The organism is Neobacillus piezotolerans, from assembly GCF_003362805.1.
GTDB classification, from domain to species: domain Bacteria; phylum Bacillota; class Bacilli; order Bacillales; family Cytobacillaceae; genus Bacillus_D; species Bacillus_D piezotolerans.
Window position 1 is genome coordinate 595,082 of record NZ_QNQT01000002.1, and the last position, 17,525, is coordinate 612,606.

Below are 17,525 nucleotides of genomic sequence, written 5' to 3' on the forward strand. Positions count from 1 at the left end.
GGGGACTGGTATGACATTTAGAAGCCAGGTCCTTTTTCCACCTAGGTTAACTGGGATGCCTCCTTCGAAAGAACCATTCTTCATAAAAATGCTAGGAGTTAACTCCCAATTTACCTGTTTGTGGAACAATTACCCCTATTTAACAATTACTTCAAGCGTAATTCTTATAATGAAACCGCATCAATCAAAAGGAGGGATTTAAATGAAGAATAAGTTGAAGAAAAAAGTTTTGGCAGTAGCGGCTGTTTCCGCCATGGCCCTCGGCGCGCTAAGCCTCGGGTCGTCAGCCGGGGCGGATGGGACGTACAAGCATAACCATAGCAAAGTGAAAAATGTAATCTTTTTAATCCCTGACGGATTCTCTGCTTCCTATGCAACAAACTATCGTTGGTTCAAAGGAAAGGAAAGCCAAATGGACTCCATCCTTGTCGGCATGCACCGTACATACTCTGCTGATACCGAAGTGACGGACTCAGCAGCGGCAGGTACAGCAATGGCGACCGGCATAAAAACGAATAACGGCATGATAAGCACATCACCTGATGGGAAAAAGCTGACAACAATCCTTGAAGCGGCCGAAGCAAGCGGCAAGGCAACCGGGCTCGTTGCGACTTCGACGATTACCCATGCGACGCCTGCTGTCTTCGCATCCCATGTGGCAAGCCGTGCGGATGAAGCCTCAATCGCTCCTCAAATGGTCGAAAACGGGGTAGATGTCCTGCTTGGCGGCGGAAAAAAATATTTCCCTGACTCCTTAATAGACCAAGCGAAAAAGAAAAGTTACACATACATCAACCACAAGTCTGGCCTGGCCAGCGCCGCGAAATCGAATAAGCTGATAGGCCTGTTTGCGGATGACGCACTTGCTCCTTCCCTCGACAGGGAGGAAACGAACCAGCCATCCCTTGCGGAAATGACTGACGCCGCTTTGAACGTCCTGAAAAAGGATAAAGACGGATTCTTCCTAATGGTCGAAGGCAGCCAAATCGACTGGGCCGGCCACGACCACGACGCGGCATGGGCGATGAACGATGTACAGGCGTTTGAGGAAGCCTTGGCCAAAGCGCTTGCTTTTGCGAAAAAAGATAAGCAGACACTCGTAGTCGTCGCCGGTGACCATGACACAGGCGGAATGTCCGTCGGCGGTTACGGCGTTTACGATGCAAAAGTTGAAATCCTCCGCAATATAACCGCGACCGGCGACTATATGGTTACAAAGCTCGATGCGAACCGCAGCAACATCAAGGCGGTCGTAAAACAGTACACAAGCCTCGACCTGACCGATACAGAGGTTGAAAAAATCAAGAATGCATCGAAGCCAGACATGGCTATCAATGATATTATCTCGGAACGCGCCCTCGTCGGATGGACGAGCACCGCACACACCGGCGTTGACGTCCCACTCTACGCATTCGGGCCAGGCTCCGATATGTTCAACGGCCTTCACCAGAATACAGATTTGCCTGTCTTAATGGCAAAAGCAATGAAAATTAACCTTAGCGGAAAGAAATAGTTTGGTTAATGGGGCACCGTCCGGATTTTGGCGGTGTCTTTTTGGTGTTGGGGTGGCTTTGGGGAGTACGGTTCGTGTGCCCGATCCGCCGATGGATGGTTCACTATATTTCATCCCACCGTCATTTTCCGCTATACTTGCCTTAAAGGGGATGGATTCGGCTGCCGGATGCGTTCTATATGCATGATTGGGGTAAAGTGATGCAGGACTGGGTGATTGGGCTTTTTGAAAACTACCGGGAGGCGGCGCTGCTGCTCAGCGTGCTGCTGAATGTGGCGATCAGCATTGTTGGCATTGTGCCAAGCGTGTTTTTGACAGCGGCGAATATCATTGTATTCGGGCCGGTTGGCGGGACGCTGGTTTCAATAGCCGGCGAGGCCGCGGGTGCGGTCGTTTCGTTTCTTCTTTACAGAAAAGGGTTTAAGCGGTGGGCCGATAAAAAACTTCCGGATAAACGCTGGATCAAAAAGCTGCTCAATGCCCGTGGCAAGGATGCTTTTTTCCTGATTCTCGCTTTGCGGATTCTGCCTTTCGTTCCCTCGGGGCTTGTCACGTTCGCGGCGGCGATCGGCACGGTCGGGGTTGCTGTATTCACTATAGCCAGCACGATTGGGAAAATTCCCGCCCTCATAATCGAAGCATATTCCGTTTACCAGGTTACGGAATGGTCTTTCCAGGGCAAAATAATTCTGGCGGTTTTTTCAATGGGAATCATTTTGCTTTGTTTGAAAAATAGACGAATGGGTTTTTACAAAAAGAAGGAGGGTCCTAAATGACTGAAAAATTCGAGTTGGCGACATTCGCTGGCGGCTGTTTCTGGTGCATGGTACAGCCGTTTGATGAACAGCCGGGCATCAAGGAGGTCGTTTCCGGCTATACCGGCGGCCATACCGAGAACCCGACGTATGAGGAGGTTTGCTCGGACACGACCGGCCATTACGAAGCGGTCCAAATCACATTTGACCCGGACGTTTTTCCGTACAGGAAATTGCTTGAATTGTTCTGGCAGCAAATCGACCCGACCGATCCGGGCGGCCAGTTTGGCGACCGCGGCTCCTCGTACCGGACGGCGATTTTTTACCACAGTGAAGAACAGCGCGCGCTCGCCGAGGAATCGAAGCGGCAGTTGGAAGAAAGCGGCCGGTTCAGCAGGCCAATCGTGACGGACATCCTTCCGGCCAAGCCGTTCTACCGGGCTGAGGAAAACCATCAGCATTATTACAAAAAGAACGCTTGGCACTACAATACGTACAAGGAAGGGTCGGGCAGAGCCCGGTTCATCCGAGAAAATTGGAAAAAGAAAAAGAGCGATGAGGAATTGCGCCGCGAGCTTACGCCGATACAGTATGAGGTGACCCAGAACTCAGCGACCGAGCCGCCGTTCCAAAACGAATTTTGGAACCACGAAGAGGATGGCATTTATGTGGACATCGTTTCGGGTGAACCTTTGTTCAGCTCGACGGACAAATACGATGCTGGCTGTGGCTGGCCGAGTTTTACAAGGCCAATAAGACGGAATGAAATCGAGGAAAAGCTGGATACCTCGTACGGGATGAGGAGGATCGAGGTCCGTTCCAAAACGGCTGATTCGCATCTCGGACATGTGTTTGACGATGGCCCGGGACCGGATCGTGCGCGGTACTGCATCAATTCGGCCGCCCTCCGCTTTGTGCCGAAGGATAAGCTGGAGGAAGAAGGGTACGGGGAGTTTTTATCGCTGTTTGAATAAAGGTGCCAGCGGTTGAAAAACGAGCCGGTGTGTTTTTCATGAAGAAGGAAAGACACGCCGGCTTTTCATTTTCTGCTAGTGATTTTTTAAAAAATAAAGTTTATGATGATGAAAATAGAGTTTAAGGGTGAAACAGATGAACCAGGTTATTCTTCCCGCATCATCAAATATGAAAGATTTTGAGGCTTTTTTAGCGAGCCCTTATGATATTGGCGTGTTTCTTGAGCTCCATATCGCCCTGCTGAAAAATGTTAACTCCATGGCAGGTGAGCATGGAAAGAAGATGCTTTACCATATGGACATGATCCGCGGCATCAAAAGCGATGACGCCGCGACTGAGTTCATCTGCCAGGAGTACAAGCCATACGGGCTAATTTCCACAAAAGCGAATGTTATCCTCAAGGCGAAGCAAAAAGGCGTCCTTGCGATCCAGAGGATTTTTTTAATAGACTCGCATGCGCTCGAAAAAAGCTATCAGCTTCTTGAAAAAACGCGGCCGGATTACATAGAGGTTCTGCCGGGGGCGATGCCTGACCTGATTGCCGAAGTAATCCGGAAGGTGAACATCCCTGTGCTCGCCGGCGGATTCATCAGGACCCCCGCCGATATCGAAAACGCCATAAGGGCGGGCGCCCATGGCGTGACAACATCCAAGAAGGAGTTGTGGCAGCACTTCGCAAAAGAACAATCGCCCATGACAAAATGATTGAAAGCGGTTCCGCGCTGGAGTATACTCAAATACAAGTTAAAACGTGATGGAGCCCGGGAGAATCACACAGACAAATCCTTTTATAAGGGGTATTTCTGTTGGTTCTCCTTTTTTGTCCAATCAAAATCCGCGAGGGGGAAATGGGATGAAAACGTATATTTTGGCTTTGGATCAAGGAACGACAAGTTCGAGGGCGATTATTTTTGATAAGGAAGGGAAAATCGTCCATTCTTCCCAAAAGGAATTCACGCAGCATTTTCCAAAACCAGGCTGGGTGGAGCATAACGCGAACGAAATCTGGGGTTCGATCCTCGCTGTCATCGCCGGCGCTTTGTCGGAATCGAATATCAAGCCGGAGCAAATTGCGGGAATCGGGATTACGAACCAGCGTGAAACGGCGGTCGTATGGGATAAGGAAACCGGAATTCCCATTTATAACGCAATCGTATGGCAGTCAAGGCAAACAAGCGCCATTTGCGAAGAGCTGAAGGAAAAAGGGTATAACAATGCGTTTCGTGAAAAGACGGGTCTCTTAATCGATGCCTATTTTTCAGGGACGAAGGTGAAATGGATCCTTGACAATGTCGAAGGTGCGAGGAAAAGGGCAGAGGAAGGAAGATTGCTATTCGGGACAATCGATACATGGCTAATCTGGAAACTGTCCGGCGGGAAAGCCCATGTGACGGACTACAGCAATGCGTCACGCACGCTGATGTTCAACATCCATGAATTGAAATGGGATGAAGAATTGCTCGAAATCCTCGGCATCCCGGCCTCGATGCTTCCTGAGGTAAAGCCTTCATCTGAAGTGTACACTCAAACAGCGCCGTTTCATTTTTTCGGAAAAAAAGTGCCGATATCCGGAGCGGCGGGCGACCAGCAGGCGGCTTTATTCGGCCAGGCGTGCTTTGAAAAGGGCATGGCGAAAAACACGTACGGAACGGGCTGCTTCATGCTTATGAACACAGGTGAAAAGGCGGTCCGCTCGGAACACGGGCTTTTGACGACGATTGCCTGGGGATTGAACGGTAAAGTGGAATATGCCCTTGAAGGGAGCATTTTCGTGGCGGGCTCCGCCATCCAATGGCTCCGCGACGGGTTGCGGATGCTGAAGGATGCGAAAGACAGCGAAAGCTATGCCAAAAAGGTTGAATCGACGGACGGCGTTTATGTTGTACCAGCTTTTGTCGGACTTGGCACGCCATATTGGGACAGCGATGTACGCGGCGCGGTTTTTGGTTTGACCCGCGGAACGGCAAAGGAGCATTTCATCCGGGCAACCCTTGAGTCGCTCGCCTATCAAACGAAGGACGTCCTGTCCGCGATGGAGATGGATTCGGGCATTAAGCTGAAAACATTAAGGGTGGACGGCGGGGCTGTCAAAAACAATTTCCTGATGGATTTCCAAAGCGGCATCCTCGATGTGCCAGTTGAACGCCCACAAATCAATGAAACGACTGCCCTTGGCGCGGCCTATCTTGCCGGCCTTGCCGTCGGGTTCTGGGAAAGCCAGGAAGAAATCGCCGCGAAATGGGCGATCGACCGGGCATTTGAGCCGGAAATGGCTGACCGCGAACGTGAAGAATTATACAGCGGCTGGAAAAAAGCGGTCAAAGCGGCAATGGTTTTTAAATAAACAAAAAATGTTAACTTCGTTTAAATGGCAATTGGTTTGGGGATTTGATACAATAGCGATAAGTTAATAAGACGGCAGGAGATTTGGAGAGACCGCGAAGCATTATCACTCAGGGTGGTAATGTTCTTTGCGGTCTCTTTCCTGATTTAGGAGGAAAACAAATGTTCACGAATTTGCAGCGCGTGGAAATTATCGAAAAGCTAAAAGGGAAAACCTTTGATCTGCTTGTAATCGGAGGCGGAATTACTGGCGCCGGCATTGCCCTAGACGCGACAACAAGGGGAATCGACACGGCCCTGGTCGAAATGCAGGACTTTTCGGCGGGAACGTCAAGCCGGTCGACAAAGCTTGTACACGGCGGGTTGCGCTATTTGAAACAGTTTGATGTAAAGGTCGTCGCCGAAGTCGGAAAGGAAAGGGCAATCGTTTATGAAAATGGCCCGCATGTGACAACTCCGGAATGGATGCTCCTTCCATTCCATCAAGGGGGAACGTTCGGCAGCTTTTCCACTTCAATCGGACTTCGGGTATACGATTTTCTCGCTGGAGTGAAAAAGGAAGAACGCCGCTCGATGCTTTCTGCTGAGAAGACATTGCAAAAAGAGCCTCTCATCAAAAAGCAGGGCCTAAAAGGCGGCGGTTATTACGTCGAATACAGGACAGACGACTCTAGGCTTACCATTGAAGTCATGAAGGCGGCGGTTGAGAAAGGCGCTACAGCAATCAATTATGCGAAAGCGGACGACCTTGTTAAGGAAGGCGGCAAAGTAGTCGGCGTTGTCGTGAAGGATCAGTTGACAGGCGAGACGTACAAGGTTTTCGCAAAAAAAATCATCAACGCCGCCGGACCTTGGGTTGATGCAATTCGTGAAAAGGATGGATCGAAAAAAGGGAAGAGGCTCATTTTATCGAAAGGCGTCCATATCGTAATTGACCAGTCCCGTTTTCCACTAAAACAGGCGGTTTATTTTGACACCCCGGACAAGCGGATGATCTTCGCGATTCCGCGCGGCGGAAAAACGTATATAGGTACGACGGATACCTTTTATAACGGAGATAAGGTGAATCCCAGGATGACTATAGCGGACCGCGACTACCTCATATCCGCAATCAACTATATGTTCCCAGAGGTGAACGCAAAGCCGGAAGATGTTGAATCCAGCTGGGCAGGCATCCGGCCGCTTATCCATGAAGAAGGGAAGAATCCGTCTGAAATCTCCCGCAAGGACGAAATATGGGAGTCGGATTCGGGCCTGATCACCATAGCCGGCGGAAAACTGACCGGTTACCGGAAAATGGCCGAAACGATTGTCGACCTTCTCGCGGATAAACTGGAGGAAGCCGGGCATGAAAAGCCGGGGCCATGTAAAACGAAATCAATTAAAATCTCCGGGGGCGATTTCGGCGGTTCGGGAAACTTTGCGAGTTTCATCACCTCGGCAATCCAGCAGGGAACAAGCATGGGGCTGAGCGATAAGGATGCCAGGCATCTCGCGGGTTTTTATGGATCGAATGCGCCAATCGTTTTCGACCTGGCCAAAATTCACAGGGATGACGCTGATAAATTCGGTATGCCGGCCGTCCTGATGGCAAAATTGGTTTACGGCATCCAGTATGAAATGGTCGCGACGCCGCTCGATTTTTATTTCAGGAGGACCGGCGACCTTCTATTCGATATCGGATCTGTAAAAAAGTACCGCAAAGCAGTCTTGTCCTACATGGGTACTCTTTTCAGGTGGAGTCCCGTGCAGTCCAAAAAGTATGCCGAGGAGCTTGAGGCGGAGCTTGAATTTGCTTCTGAACCTATTGCTGCGGAATAAAGACAAGCGGAAATGAAAGGGCTGGCGCACTTTATTGGCCAGCCCTTTTCATTTCGTTTAGAGTATGGGAGGCTATCCACTGCTTCAAATGGTATCAGGGCGCTTCTGAAAACAGTTTCAGTTGCGGAAACCGTTTCAAAGAGTCTTCATTCCATCAATGAAGACAGTTATAAGGCAGGCAATCGTTTGAAAGTGTCCTCATCCCCCATGGTGAGGACGGTTATTCCTCCGACTTCCTCCCGAGCAGTACAGCGAGGCGGTTTGGATAGTTCGTAAAGGCACCGTCCACCCCAAACTCCAATGCTTTTTTCATTTCCTGCTCCGAGTCGATCGTATAAGGATGCACCGCGAGCCCTGCTTCGTGCGCTTTTTTAACATAATCCTCGCTTATCATTTCAAAATTCGGCCCTATCCCCGCTGCATACCGTCCGATCATCCTCGCTTCCTTTTCGGAAAGGGAAGCTTGTTCCTTATATTTTTTAAGCTGGATGAGCGGAATTTCCGGATCAAGCTCGTGAATCCTTTTCAGGCTCTTGCTGCTGAAGGATTGGAGGATGAGGCCGGGGTACTTGCCATCCTCGTTCCGAATGACGGAATATTTCCTGGCCAGCTCAATTAATTTATCCTCCATCCCCGGATATTCGTCCGGGGATTTTGTTTCAATATAATAATTTGCGGAAGTCCCGAAATGTTTGAAAATCTCCTCTAAAGTGGGGACCCTTACGTTTTCAAACTCGGGGCGCGCGTTTTCAGGATGGAGACGATTGAAGAAGGAGCCCACATCAAGCCGTTTTATTTCCTCAAGGGTAAACGAACCCGCAGGGCCAGTTCCACTGGTTGTCCGGTCCACCGTTTTATCATGCATGGCAATCAAATGTCCGTCCTTTGTCATCTGCAAGTCAATTTCCAAATAATCGGCGCCAAGAAGATGGGCCAGTTCATAGGAAGCAATCGTATGCTCGGGCGCGTATGCCGATGCCCCCCGGTGGCCGATGATCATGAACCCGCCAGGCAATCCGGAGACAGGAGCCTTGTCCGTATTCCCACAACCTGAAAGCGCGAGCACCATAAATACAATCATTACGATCATTTTATTCATCCAGGCACCTCGAATCTATTTTTCTGGTTATAAATACTATATATCTGATTTGAATCTATAAAATGAGTAAATTAATTGACGAAAATTTGGATTTATTGTAATATTATAACAAGTTAATAGTGTGATGGAGATCAGGAGGCTCACAATTTTTGTCTATTTTTTGATAGGCACGATTTGTGGCCTCCTTTTTGCTTAACCTGGGGGTGAAAACAGTTACGATTTCGGCTACTGCGATTATAGGACGCCTGCTTTTGGCTGCCTTTCTGGGAGGCCTTATCGGATGGGAGCGCGATTTGCGCAACAAGCAGGCGGGCGTGAAAACGCATTTACTCGTTTCTGTCGGGGCGGCGTCAATCATGCTCCTATCCATTTATGGGTTCAACGAAACAATCAACCATGTGAATGCCCGTTTCGATCCAGCGCGGCTGGCACATGGGGTCATCAGTGGAATAGGTTTCCTTGGTGCGGGTGCGATCCTGAAACATTCCAACAGAAATGTCACGGGCATAACGACTGCGGCGACATTATGGGTTGTTTCCGCAATCGGTCTCGCAGTTGGAAGCGGCTTCTATCTTCCCGCACTCGTTACGACGGGAATTGTCATGTTAACCGTTTTTGTGCTAAGGCATTTTGAAGAAAGGTTCCTTTCAACCTACAAATTTATTACTTTTACCCTGACGATGAAGGACGAAGCGCAAATCCTTGGCAAAATCAACAAAGCCTTCAAGAATGAAGATGTGCACATTGAGGCGATTTCGATGTCGGATGAGTACTTCTTTCTTGAAGAAGGACATCTGACGATGGATATCCGGGTGAAAATTTCCTCAAAGAAAAACATTTTGGAGCTGTCCAGAGAACTGGGAAAGCTGGATGGCATCAAGCAAGTAAAGCTGAACAATAAAGCCATTCCTTCACGGGCGGTGGAGTGATTTTTTTAAAACGACAAAGGCGAATTTTTGAAAGCGCTTAAATAAAGTTAAGCAACAAGAAGGGGTGGCAATATGAAAAAAGTTGAGTTGGTGAATGTCTCAAAGTCATATGACAAAAAGACCGATGTCATCACCGATATTAATGTAACGATCGAACCCGGGGAGTTTTTTGTGCTTGTCGGCCCGTCCGGCTGCGGGAAAAGTACAATGCTCCGCATGATTGCCGGGCTTGAGGAAATAACCGGCGGAGTCCTGCGGATCGGCGGCAAGGAAGCGAACCATCTTCCGCCGAGCAAACGGGACATTTCCATGGTCTTCCAGAACTACGCGCTGTATCCCCATTTGAACGTTGAAGAAAATATCGTGTTCGGGCTCCATGTAAAAAAAGTGTCCAAACATGAAAGGAAAAAACGTTCCGACGATGTCGCTGCCATGCTTGGGCTGACGCCTTATCTGAACAGGAAGCCGCGCGAACTATCCGGCGGGCAAAGGCAGCGTGTCGCATTGGCCAGGGCAATCGTCAACCAGGCGCCGATTTGCCTCATGGATGAGCCGCTTTCCAACCTGGATGCGAAGCTGCGCGCGCATATGCGTTCCGAAATCAGGCAAATTCAGAGAAGGCTTGGCATTACGATGATTTATGTTACACATGACCAGGTAGAGGCAATGACGATGGGTGACCGGATTATGATCCTCCATGACGGGAAAATCCAGCAGATTGGAAAACCAATCGATATTTATAACAATCCCGCAAATCCTTTTGTGGCAACATTCATTGGCTCCCCGCCGATGAACATTGGGGATGGCAATGTTGACCGCAAGAACTCTGTCGTAACCGTTGGCGATGGCGCGAAAATAGCTGTTCCGGCCAGGGATCATGGGCTGCTGAAATCAGAGCGGATTATTGTCGGTATCCGTCCGGAGCACTTGAAGCCCGCCACGAAAGATACTGGTACGGAAAACAAGATCGACGTAAAGGTAGTCAACGTTGAGGTTCTTGGAAACGAAACGATCTTTTCATTCAATATGGGCGGACGGGAATGGCTCGCAAAATGGACGGGCCAATGGCGCATCGATGTTGGAGACACCATCCCAATCGTCATGAATTATGATTCGGTATGCTTTTTTGACGCCGAAACAGAAAAAATCATTAAAACGCCAACCGATATTGAAAACTATGTGTTTGGTAAAGAGGTGCTCATATGAAAGCGGAAGTAACCGGCCGCGTCGCATACACTCCTCCGAAATTGTCTTTATGGAGAAGGTCGCTTAATGCGCGGACAGCGCTTCTGTATTTGCTCCCTTCAATCCTGCTGTTTTCTGTATTCGTTTTTTATCCGATGTTCAGGACCATTTATTTAAGCTTTTTCCTGACCGACCAGCAGGGGACCGCGGCCGTTTTCGTCGGTATGGAAAATTACCAGTATCTCCTTGAGTCGCCTGCCTTCAGGAATAGTGTGAAGGCGACCGTCCTGTTTGTCCTGTACACTGTTCCGACAGGTGTTATCATTTCCCTTTTTCTAGCACTGATAGCGAATGAAAAGCTGAAGGGAATCGGTTTTTTCCGGACAATTTACTCCTCGACAATGGGAATATCGGTAGCGGCTTCATCCGTCGTATGGCTGTTTTTGTTCCACCCAAGCATCGGGATGTTCAACCGGCTGCTCAATGTTCTAGGCATGCCGGGAGTCCAGTGGCTTCTCGATCCCGATTGGGCGCTTGCATCCATATCCATCTCGACAATTTGGATGAACATCGGCTTTTCTTTCCTGATTTTGCTCGGAGGCCTGCAGAATATCGATGAATACTTGTATGAAAGCGCGAAAATCGACGGCGCCGGCTATTGGTACCAGCTGAGGAGGATTACAATCCCGATGCTTTCGCCGACACTGTTCTTCATCATTACGATTTCCCTGATCAATGCGTTCCAGACGTTTGGCCAGGTGGATATTTTAACAAAAGGCGGCCCTTCCCAGGCTACCAACCTGATTGTCTATTCGATTTACCGGGAAGCGTTCGTCAACTACCAGTTCGGCACAGCGAGCGCGCAGGCTGTATTCCTGTTCATCTGCATACTCGTTGTCACTATTTTGCAATTTAAGCTCGGAGAAAAGAAGGTGCATTACCAATGAGCATGTCCATGCCTAAAAAAATACTGTTCTATGTTTTGCTGGTACTGTCCGCCTTCTTTGTGTTCTTTCCGGTCCTATATGCATTCATGATCAGCTTCATGACGGGAGGGGAAATCCTTCAGGGAAAGTTCTTTCCGAGTTCGTTCAGTTTTGAAAACTATGCCAAGGTATTCGACAGGCTTCCGTTAATGAAGTACTTGATTAATAGTTTTGTCGTTTCATTCGGGGTCATGCTTGGCCAGCTGGTCGTCTGCAGCATGGCGGCATACGCATTTGTTTTCATCCCTTTTAAAGGGCGGGATTTCATCTTCTTCCTTTTTATCTCGACGATGATGATTCCGTGGGAAGCAACGATGATCCCAAATTTTTTTACCATCCAGAAGCTTGATTGGATGAATACATACCAGGGCCTGACCGTCCCGTTCTTCGCGCTCGCGTTCGGAACATTCCTGCTCCGCCAGCATTTCAAGACGATCCCGAAAGAGCTGCATGAAGCGTCGGAAGTCGCCGGATTGAGCAAATTCGCCTTCTTCTGGAGGGTTATCCTGCCAATTTCGAAAACAAGCCTTGTCACCCTGGGCGCGTATGGATTTTTAACAACATGGAATATGTATCTATGGCCATTGCTTGTAACAAGCACAAACCAGGTCAGGACCGTACAAATCGGGCTGAAACAGCTTCAGTCGCAGGAAGTCGCGACAGAGTGGGGCGTCGTCATGTCCGGGGTAATCGTTGTCATCATCCCGACGCTGATCCTCTTGTTTGCCGGGCAAAAGCAGCTCCAAAAAGGGCTTACACAAGGAGCAATCAAGTGAAAATTAATTGGGTTTTACCTTCTGGAATCTCGCTCTGTTAGGAAATGCCGGAAGTTTTTATAAACAAAATGAAAAAAAGGGGTGTAGTAAAAGTTGAAAAAGAAGCTTAAATGGTTATTTGTGCTAAGCACGATTATCAGCGTTCTTATCATGTCGGCCTGTTCAAATGATGCAAGCAAAGGAACAAATGACAACAGCAATAGCAAGGAACCAGGTGAAAAGAAGGAGAAAACGGAAATTTCGTTCTGGCATGCCATGTCAGGCCCGGGACAGGTCGCGCTTGACAGCATTCTCGCGGATTTTAACAATTCACAGGATAAATATGTTGTAAAAGCAGAATTCCAGGGTACATATGAAGAGTCACTCACAAAGCTACGCAGTGTCGGCGGCACAAAGGATGCGCCGGCCATTACCCAGGTATTTGAAGTTGGGACGAAATACATGATTGAAAGCGGCTATATCGAGCCGATGCAAACATTCATCGACAAGGATAACTATGACCTTTCCCAGCTGGAGGATAACATCCTGAACTACTACCGTGTCGACGGAAAGCTGTATTCCATGCCATTCAATTCCTCGACGCCTGTTATGATCTACAATAAGGATGCGTTCAAGGATGCAGGGCTTGATCCGGAAAGCCCGCCGAAAACCTTCAACGAAGTAAAAGAAGCGGCAAAGAAGCTGACCAAGAAAAACGAACGCTTTGGTTTCTCCATGCTGACGTATGGCTGGTTCTTTGAACAGCTCGTAGCAACACAAGGAGGACATTATGTCGACAATGACAATGGACGTTCCGATGATGCCACAAAGGCTGTCTTTAATGGAGAGGAAGGCCTTCGCGTCTTCAATTGGCTAAATGAAATGAACAAGGCGGGAACATTCGGGAACTACGGAACGAACTGGGATGATATCCGCGCCGCGTTCCAAACAGGCAAAGTGGCAATGTACATGGATTCATCAGCTGGTGTAGCCGGCGCGATCAACAACTCTCCGTTCGAAGTGGGAGTCGCCTACATTCCATATCCGGATGAAGTCGAAAGGCAAGGGGTTGCCATCGGCGGAGCATCCCTCTGGATGTCAAAAGGAATAGCCAAGGAAGAACAGGAAGCAGCATGGGAGTTCATGAAATTCCTCGCGTCTCCTGAAAGCCAGGCGAAGTGGCATGTTGGAACAGGCTATTTTGCCATCAATCCGGCCGCTTACGACCAGGATATTGTTAAGACCGAGTGGGAAAAATACCCTCAATTTAAAGTAACGGTTGACCAGCTTCAGTCAACAAAAGCATCGTATGCGACTCAGGGTGCTTTGATTTCCGTGTTCCCTGAATCCCGCCAGCAGGTAGTAACAGCCCTTGAAAATATGTATCAAGGGATGGATCCGAAAAAAGCGCTCGACCAGGCTGCCGATGGAACAAACAGGGCAATTGAAATCGCCAATAAAACTAAGAAGAAGTAATCAATAATAAGGGTAGGGCGGCCATCCATCCCGGCTGATTTGGGGAAATGGGCGTCCGCCCTTTTGGGATTTTTTTAAAAAAGAGGTGCGGCATATGGGGAGGACAAAAATTTATGCACACAGGGGAAGCAAAGGGACGCATCCCGAAAATACGCTGGAAGCTTTCAAGGAAGCGGTCAGGCTTGGGGTTGACGGGATTGAGCTTGATGTCCACCTCTCGAAGGATGGCAAGCTGGTTATCATCCATGATGAAACTGTCGACCGGACGACGGACGGGTCGGGAAATGTACGCGACATGACGCTTGATGAGCTGAAAAGCCTTGATGCGGGATCATGGTTTGGCTGGGAGTTCCAAGGCGCGGCAATCCCGACGCTCGATGAGGTGCTCGAACTGTTGGCTGGCACAGGAATCATGCTGAATGTCGAAATCAAAAGCGACGTCATCCCGTATGAGGGGATTGAGCAAAAGGTGCTTGAAGCACTCGAACGGCATTCCTATAAGGAGCAGGCAATCATTTCATCCTTTAACCATTACAGCCTGAAGAAGGTCCGGAAGCTTGATCCCTATATCGAAACCGCGATCCTCTTCATGGAAGTTCTCCATGAACCTTGGGCGTACGCGAAAACCATTGGCGCTTTCGGGCTTCATGTCTACCTTCCCGTTGCCTATACCGAAATGGCCAGGACAGCCACCAATCTTGGAGTCCCGGTCCGTGTTTTTACCGTAAACAAGGAAAAGAATATGAGAGAGCTAATTCAACTTGGCGTTGATACAATCATGACAGACTACCCGGAACGCGCTCTTGAAATCAGAAACGGGCGCGGCGGAGAGGAATAGGGATTTTTAGGAGGGACCTGGAGCGGCAGGCCCTTCCTTTTTTGTTGGGGGAAAATAACGGATGGTTGACAGGTAGGAATCGTGGATGTCCTGCATTTTTGGGGGGCATTCATGCCGAATTCTGACAGAGAATAAGAGTTTTCAAGGTTTGGTGTCAGAATGAACCCCAGATTCTGGACAGAGTACCGGAGTTTTCATCGTTTGGCGCCAAAATGGGTCAATGAACGCTTGTCCCAAAACCCTCACTATCCGCTTTTAAAAACACTGATGAAATAATCCTCTTCCGGAAAGTCCCCAATATATTCGAGGTCGCACCCTGTATAAAACTCCCGGAGCTTATGGTTGCCAGCCCAGCAGTCGAGGTACATGGGCTTGCCTGCGGTTTTCGCTAAAGTACATGCGAAAGACACAATTCCTCTTCCAAAACCATGCCCCTGATAGTTTGGAAGAATGGCAATCTTTGAAAGATACTGGCTGCCTTCTTCCACCCGCAAGCCTGAAAAATGGCCCGCCCTGCCGATCCAAAATGCCCCGACGATGGTTCCGTTCAATTCGGCTGTATAAACTTCACGCCTGTCAATCGCCTCTTTTACGATATCCTCCCGCCACGGATAGTCCCATTGCTGGATTCCTTTCCTTTGAAGCTGCAAAGTGACTTCATTATAAAGTTCAACGATATCACTGCATTTTTTAAGGTCAGCAACCTTGAATGTTGCGGCCATGCTGTTCCCCCCAGTGCAATTCTGATTTAAAATAAGTGTAATCCGGCCTTCCTTGAAAAGGCAGTCAATTTGTCCGCTTTCTGGGTGACATTCAACCTTGTTTCCCTTAAGATGGAAGATAAAGGGGGAGTTTGCATGCAGGTCAAGGTGTTTGCCAATCTCCGCGTGATTTGCGGGGGCGTGACTGTTGAAGTGATGCCTGATGGGCACAGGGTCATCGATGTTTTGGAGAAAATGGTCGAGATGTTCCCCGATATTGAAGAGGAAATTTTTACTTCAGATCGGACGCTTAAGGATTTCGTCCATGTGTACATAAACGGAAAGAATATCGTCCATCTGGCCGGTCTGGAAACTGCGGTCGCCGAGACGGACCAGTTTGCGTTGTTCCCTCCGGTTGCGGGCGGATGAGATGAAGGAAGCCGTTCTTGAATTCCGCGGCATCAATCGCCGCCATCTCGAAATGTACTTTGAGGAACTTGGCGGGGTGGGAACGGGAAACCCCTGTCTGCCGAAAAAGTATACCGGAGGCAATTGGAGCGGGGAAATCCTTTCGGAAAAAGAGATTGCCTTCACGTCCACCTTCAAAGTCAACTCTGTCCTGGTCCGATTCCGCGCGGAAACCGAGGAAGAGCTTGCCGCGCTTATAAAAAGCTATCGCTACAAAACGACAAGGGTCGGCGGGTAGGGTTGGATTTTCATAATTAATTGGAAATTTAACAAACAATATTTGAAAAGCTTGTAAGTCCTTTAAGATATTAATTTTAAAGGACTTATATTTTTTATGGACGCTTTAAAGTTTAGGGGGAGAAATTTATACCCGTACAGTTTTTATAGGCTATTTTCTGCTTCAGAAACATCCCACGTTGCTACATTATTATCGTTAAGGCTATTGAATATAGGATTTAAAAAGCAAATGAAGGTTGTCAGGCAGATGAGGATGCCTAATGCTAAAAATAAGCTAGAAATGGAATAGGTTTCGGCAATAATACTCCCTAAACCTGCACCGATGGGAATTCCGGCCTGCGCCAATAAAATTCTGACCGAGAAAACCCTGCCCCGTAAATGATCAGGTACCCTTTGTTGGTATAGGGTTGTGTTATTTATATTAAAAATGATGGCAAAGAGGCCTTGACCGAAAGAAAGAACTAGAGCTACCCAGTAAAATGGAGTCCAGGCCAACCCCAAAAAGAGTGATCCATTTATAAATAAGGATCCCAACATCACTCGTTTTCTGTTTTTAGGCTGCTCCCGTATACCAGTCAGTAATGAGCCGGCCAGCATCCCAAAAGAAAAAGCAGAAGTAAATAAACCGTATTGAAAGGCAGTTCCACCTAAATCATCCAAAATATATGGTAAAAACATGGGTTGTGCGGCTCCAGAACTAGTATTGATGAACATCATCATAATACCGACCCAAAACAAGACTGGGTAAACGCGATAAAATTGCAAACCCTCTTTAAATTGAAAAAACCAACTTTCCCTTTTCACGATTGTCTTATTCTTGGAGCTTGGGTTCAACATAAGTAATAGACCGGATAGCCCTAATGAAACGACCAGGAACAATAAAACAAGCTCAACTCCAAAGGCGGTAATTAACAGGCCTCCGAGAGTTGGCCCTAATAGCATCATGATCTGTCCTGTTCCTTCGAGGATGGAATTGCCTTTCATTAATTTATCTTTAGGCAGAATATCGGCGACATAGGCCATACTTGAAGGTGCAAAGAGTGGCTGGGCAATGCCGGCTGCTAAAGAAACGAGGTATAAATGCCAGGTTTCTAAATGGCCCAGCGGGTATAAAATAATAGGAATCAGGAAAGCGGAGGCCCTAAACCATTCAGAAAAAATCATTACTTTCTTACGTTCCCATCGATCTAAATAAGGCCCCGCAAACATTTGAATAATAATATTTGGAACCATGAATGCTACCCAAACACTGCCCATGGCAACTTTGGAGCCTGTCAATTTATAGACAAGCCATGATACAGCAAAAGTGGAAAAAGTACCGCCTAATCCAGATGCCGCCTGGGCTAACCATAATAAGACAAATTTTCTATTATTAAATAACCCCTTCACTCTACATACCACCCTTTTGTCGACTTAAAATTAATCAAAACATAAGAAGATATAG

The 17,525-nt window shown here is 48.2% G+C and carries 18 protein-coding genes; 15 read left to right on the forward strand and 3 right to left on the reverse strand.

Annotation, left to right across the window (positions count from 1 at the left end; genetic code table 11):
- The first annotated feature begins 202 nt into the window (after positions 1–202).
- From DRW41_RS07880 to DRW41_RS07905, 7 genes are all read left to right on the forward strand, one after another.
- Positions 203–1,513 carry an alkaline phosphatase gene (locus tag DRW41_RS07880; protein ID WP_115451411.1) on the forward strand — a complete coding sequence of 437 codons (1,311 nt, stop codon included), beginning with the start codon at positions 203–205 and terminating at the stop codon, positions 1,511–1,513.
- Positions 1,514–1,692: 179 nt separating this feature from the next.
- Positions 1,693–2,289: a TVP38/TMEM64 family protein gene (locus tag DRW41_RS07885; RefSeq protein WP_245959375.1), complete on the forward strand. Its 597-nt coding sequence runs from the start codon at positions 1,693–1,695 to the stop codon at positions 2,287–2,289.
- A complete protein-coding gene (gene msrA / locus DRW41_RS07890; RefSeq protein ID WP_115451413.1) occupies positions 2,286–3,242 on the forward strand; it encodes a peptide-methionine (S)-S-oxide reductase MsrA in 957 nt (318 codons plus the stop codon). Before DRW41_RS07885 ends, msrA begins: the two co-directional genes overlap by 4 nt.
- Before the next feature lie 2 nt (positions 3,243–3,244).
- Entirely contained in the window at positions 3,245–3,367 is a 123-nt protein-coding gene (locus DRW41_RS23585; RefSeq protein ID WP_281272291.1) for a hypothetical protein, read from the forward strand.
- 11 nt (positions 3,368–3,378) lie between these two features.
- Positions 3,379–3,948 (forward strand): glycerol-3-phosphate responsive antiterminator, encoded by a 570-nt coding sequence (locus DRW41_RS07895; protein WP_115451414.1) that lies wholly within the window; start codon positions 3,379–3,381, stop codon positions 3,946–3,948.
- 148 nt (positions 3,949–4,096) lie between these two features.
- The gene (gene glpK / locus DRW41_RS07900; protein WP_115451415.1) at positions 4,097–5,587 is read left to right on the forward strand and encodes a glycerol kinase GlpK; all 1,491 of its coding nucleotides are present in this window, start codon (positions 4,097–4,099) and stop codon (positions 5,585–5,587) included.
- 161 nt (positions 5,588–5,748) lie between these two features.
- Positions 5,749–7,407: a glycerol-3-phosphate dehydrogenase/oxidase gene (locus tag DRW41_RS07905; protein ID WP_115451416.1), complete on the forward strand. Its 1,659-nt coding sequence runs from the start codon at positions 5,749–5,751 to the stop codon at positions 7,405–7,407.
- A gap of 220 nt (positions 7,408–7,627) precedes the next feature.
- Here DRW41_RS07905 and DRW41_RS07910 read toward each other — a convergent pair whose 3' ends face one another.
- Entirely contained in the window at positions 7,628–8,506 is an 879-nt protein-coding gene (locus DRW41_RS07910; RefSeq protein ID WP_115451417.1) for a glycerophosphodiester phosphodiesterase, read from the reverse strand.
- 203 nt (positions 8,507–8,709) lie between these two features.
- On the opposite strand from DRW41_RS07910, the gene DRW41_RS07915 reads away from it, so the two are divergent.
- The 6 genes from DRW41_RS07915 to DRW41_RS07940 all read left to right on the forward strand — a co-directional run bounded on the left by DRW41_RS07915 (position 8,710) and on the right by DRW41_RS07940 (position 14,675).
- A complete protein-coding gene (locus DRW41_RS07915) occupies positions 8,710–9,435 on the forward strand; it encodes an MgtC/SapB family protein (protein WP_115451647.1) in 726 nt (241 codons plus the stop codon).
- A gap of 72 nt (positions 9,436–9,507) precedes the next feature.
- Positions 9,508–10,641, forward strand: coding sequence for an ABC transporter ATP-binding protein (locus tag DRW41_RS07920; RefSeq protein WP_115451418.1), 1,134 nt, complete (start codon positions 9,508–9,510; stop codon positions 10,639–10,641).
- Complete coding sequence (locus DRW41_RS07925; protein WP_115451419.1) at positions 10,638–11,567, forward strand: carbohydrate ABC transporter permease; 930 nt, start codon at positions 10,638–10,640, stop codon at positions 11,565–11,567. The genes DRW41_RS07920 and DRW41_RS07925 overlap by 4 nt, the downstream gene beginning before the upstream one ends.
- 8 nt (positions 11,568–11,575) lie before the next feature.
- Positions 11,576–12,382, forward strand: a complete 807-nt coding sequence (locus DRW41_RS07930; protein ID WP_439330852.1) for a carbohydrate ABC transporter permease — start codon at positions 11,576–11,578, stop codon at positions 12,380–12,382.
- A 150-nt stretch (positions 12,383–12,532) separates the two neighbouring features.
- Positions 12,533–13,837 (forward strand): ABC transporter substrate-binding protein, encoded by a 1,305-nt coding sequence (locus DRW41_RS07935; RefSeq protein ID WP_115451649.1) that lies wholly within the window; start codon positions 12,533–12,535, stop codon positions 13,835–13,837.
- A 94-nt stretch (positions 13,838–13,931) separates the two neighbouring features.
- The gene (locus tag DRW41_RS07940) at positions 13,932–14,675 is read left to right on the forward strand and encodes a glycerophosphodiester phosphodiesterase (protein ID WP_115451420.1); all 744 of its coding nucleotides are present in this window, start codon (positions 13,932–13,934) and stop codon (positions 14,673–14,675) included.
- Between the two features lie 245 nt (positions 14,676–14,920).
- Here the strand turns inward: DRW41_RS07940 and DRW41_RS07945 are convergent, their stop codons facing one another.
- Positions 14,921–15,397 (reverse strand): GNAT family N-acetyltransferase, encoded by a 477-nt coding sequence (locus tag DRW41_RS07945; protein WP_115451421.1) that lies wholly within the window; start codon positions 15,395–15,397, stop codon positions 14,921–14,923.
- A gap of 135 nt (positions 15,398–15,532) precedes the next feature.
- Between DRW41_RS07945 and DRW41_RS07950 the strand changes: the two genes are divergently transcribed.
- Positions 15,533–15,805, forward strand: coding sequence for a ubiquitin-like small modifier protein 1 (locus DRW41_RS07950; protein ID WP_115451422.1), 273 nt, complete (start codon positions 15,533–15,535; stop codon positions 15,803–15,805).
- Position 15,806: 1 nt separating this feature from the next.
- Positions 15,807–16,082, forward strand: coding sequence for a MoaD-like domain-containing protein (locus tag DRW41_RS07955; protein WP_115451423.1), 276 nt, complete (start codon positions 15,807–15,809; stop codon positions 16,080–16,082).
- A 143-nt stretch (positions 16,083–16,225) separates the two neighbouring features.
- Here the strand turns inward: DRW41_RS07955 and DRW41_RS07960 are convergent, their stop codons facing one another.
- Entirely contained in the window at positions 16,226–17,470 is a 1,245-nt protein-coding gene (locus DRW41_RS07960) for an MFS transporter (RefSeq protein WP_115451424.1), read from the reverse strand.
- Between the last annotated feature and the right edge of the window lie 55 nt (positions 17,471–17,525).

Excerpts from the sequence above, each read along its gene's own strand:
- DRW41_RS07880 (WP_115451411.1), top strand. The coding sequence starts at position 203 with ATGAAGAATAAGTTGAAGAAAAAAGTTTTGGCAGTAGCGGCTGTTTCC.
- DRW41_RS07885 (WP_245959375.1), top strand. The coding sequence starts at position 1,693 with ATGCATGATTGGGGTAAAGTGATGCAGGACTGGGTGATTGGGCTTTTT.
- msrA (WP_115451413.1), top strand. The coding sequence starts at position 2,286 with ATGACTGAAAAATTCGAGTTGGCGACATTCGCTGGCGGCTGTTTCTGG.
- DRW41_RS07895 (WP_115451414.1), top strand. The coding sequence starts at position 3,379 with ATGAACCAGGTTATTCTTCCCGCATCATCAAATATGAAAGATTTTGAG.
- glpK (WP_115451415.1), top strand. The coding sequence starts at position 4,097 with ATGAAAACGTATATTTTGGCTTTGGATCAAGGAACGACAAGTTCGAGG.
- DRW41_RS07905 (WP_115451416.1), top strand. The coding sequence starts at position 5,749 with ATGTTCACGAATTTGCAGCGCGTGGAAATTATCGAAAAGCTAAAAGGG.
- DRW41_RS07910 (WP_115451417.1), bottom strand. The coding sequence starts at position 8,506 with ATGAATAAAATGATCGTAATGATTGTATTTATGGTGCTCGCGCTTTCA.
- DRW41_RS07920 (WP_115451418.1), top strand. The coding sequence starts at position 9,508 with ATGAAAAAAGTTGAGTTGGTGAATGTCTCAAAGTCATATGACAAAAAG.
- DRW41_RS07925 (WP_115451419.1), top strand. The coding sequence starts at position 10,638 with ATGAAAGCGGAAGTAACCGGCCGCGTCGCATACACTCCTCCGAAATTG.
- DRW41_RS07930 (WP_439330852.1), top strand. The coding sequence starts at position 11,576 with ATGCCTAAAAAAATACTGTTCTATGTTTTGCTGGTACTGTCCGCCTTC.
- DRW41_RS07935 (WP_115451649.1), top strand. The coding sequence starts at position 12,533 with ATGTCGGCCTGTTCAAATGATGCAAGCAAAGGAACAAATGACAACAGC.
- DRW41_RS07940 (WP_115451420.1), top strand. The coding sequence starts at position 13,932 with ATGGGGAGGACAAAAATTTATGCACACAGGGGAAGCAAAGGGACGCAT.
- DRW41_RS07945 (WP_115451421.1), bottom strand. The coding sequence starts at position 15,397 with ATGGCCGCAACATTCAAGGTTGCTGACCTTAAAAAATGCAGTGATATC.
- DRW41_RS07950 (WP_115451422.1), top strand. The coding sequence starts at position 15,533 with ATGCAGGTCAAGGTGTTTGCCAATCTCCGCGTGATTTGCGGGGGCGTG.
- DRW41_RS07955 (WP_115451423.1), top strand. The coding sequence starts at position 15,807 with ATGAAGGAAGCCGTTCTTGAATTCCGCGGCATCAATCGCCGCCATCTC.